The sequence below is a fragment of the Synechococcus sp. R55.8 genome (genome assembly GCF_047461895.1).
GTDB lineage: Bacteria > Cyanobacteriota > Cyanobacteriia > Thermostichales > Thermostichaceae > Thermostichus.
In genome coordinates this window covers 1-1,412 of sequence record NZ_JANSIB010000176.1, presented here as the reverse complement: position 1 = coordinate 1,412, position 1,412 = coordinate 1, and the positions used below count along the sequence as shown (strand labels likewise).

At 61.3% G+C, this 1,412-nt stretch carries 1 protein-coding gene; it reads left to right on the top strand.

All coding sequences use genetic code 11. From position 1 onward, the window contains the following. Nucleotides 1-1,290, top strand: a 1,290-nt coding sequence (locus NW829_RS12210; RefSeq protein WP_414417196.1) for a SpoIID/LytB domain-containing protein, incomplete at its 5' end; no start/stop codon positions are given. Between the last annotated feature and the right edge of the window lie 122 nt (nt 1,291-1,412).

Here is a 1,412-nt window from a genome sequence, read left to right as displayed (position 1 = left end):
GCCAACCATTGGCAGTCTCTGGGCATCAGCACCGAGATCGCCCAGCCGCAAGAATGGCAGGTGTGGGCCAACCGCGCCTACACCCCGCAACAACTGATCCAGATTCAGCAGTATGCCCAGAAGGAAGGGATCCCCCATGTGCGGCTCGAGGTGCAGGAGCGACGCGAACGGGCGGAGCTGAGCTGGGTTCATGAACACTTTCGCTACCACCGCACCCGCCTCAGGGTGACCTCCGATGCCGGCTATCTACGGGTGAACGACCACTACTATGCCGGATCCATCACCTTTCAGCCCAATGCCTACGGCAGCTACACCGTAGTCAACGCCGTGCCCCTGGAAACCTATTTGCGGGGGGTAGTTCCCCACGAGGTGGGGCCAGGGGCCCCTTTTGCCGCCATGGCTGCCCAGGCGATTTTGGCGCGCACCTACGCCCTCAAGAACCTCCACCGCTTTCAGGTTGACGATTATCAGCTCTGTGCCAATACCCACTGCCAGGTTTACAAGGGATTGACCGGAACCCACCCGCGGGCTGACGAGGCCATTCGCCAGACCAGCGGCCTGGTGCTCACCTACAACGGCGAGCTGGTGGATGCCGTTTATTCTTCCACCAACGGTGGCGTCTCGGCGGCCTTTGAAGACGTTTGGGACGGGGATCCGCGCCCCTACCTGCGCCGGCAAGCGGATATTGCCCATCGTGCTCCGCAGGGCGAGGAGCGCCATCAGCCGGGTAAGCCCTTGGATTTGCGGCAGGAGAGCAGCTTCCAGGCGTTTTTGGCCCAGCGAGAGGGCTTCAACGAAGCAGGAGTATCCCGCCTATTCCGCTGGGAGTTCTCCCTATCTTTGGAGGAGCTGAACACCCAGTTGCGGGCCGGCCAAGACTACCTAGGGATCCCGATGCCCACCTGGAGCAGCATCGCGGGGATGCAGATCCTGGAGCGCTCCGCCAGTGGCCGGGTGCAGGTGATGCAATTGGACTTGCAGACGGCAGAAGGGATCCGCTCGATTCTTTTGCGCAAGGATCAGGTACGCTTGGCTTTTCCTCGCCTGTACAGCACCCTGTTTCGGATAGAGCCTCTGAAACAAGGGGAGCGATTGGCAGGCTATCGCTTCATCGGTGGCGGCTTTGGCCATGGGGTGGGCCTGAGCCAGTATGGCTCCTATACCCTGGCTCGGCAGGGGTTTAACGCGGCACAAATCCTCGCTTTCTACTACCCCGGCACCACCTTGGCCCCGCTGGGATCCCTATCCTTGCAGTTGCCTGCCGCCTCAGCAGCCTACTCTATCCGCTAGAGGTTGGGTGAAAGTTATGGCCGTTCGCGACAGCGGGACAGAGCCTTTAGAAGAGCTACGAGAGCAGAGCGCCGGACATCCCCATTCTCCTTCAGACGGGAGGGATCCCTCCCCTGAGGGAC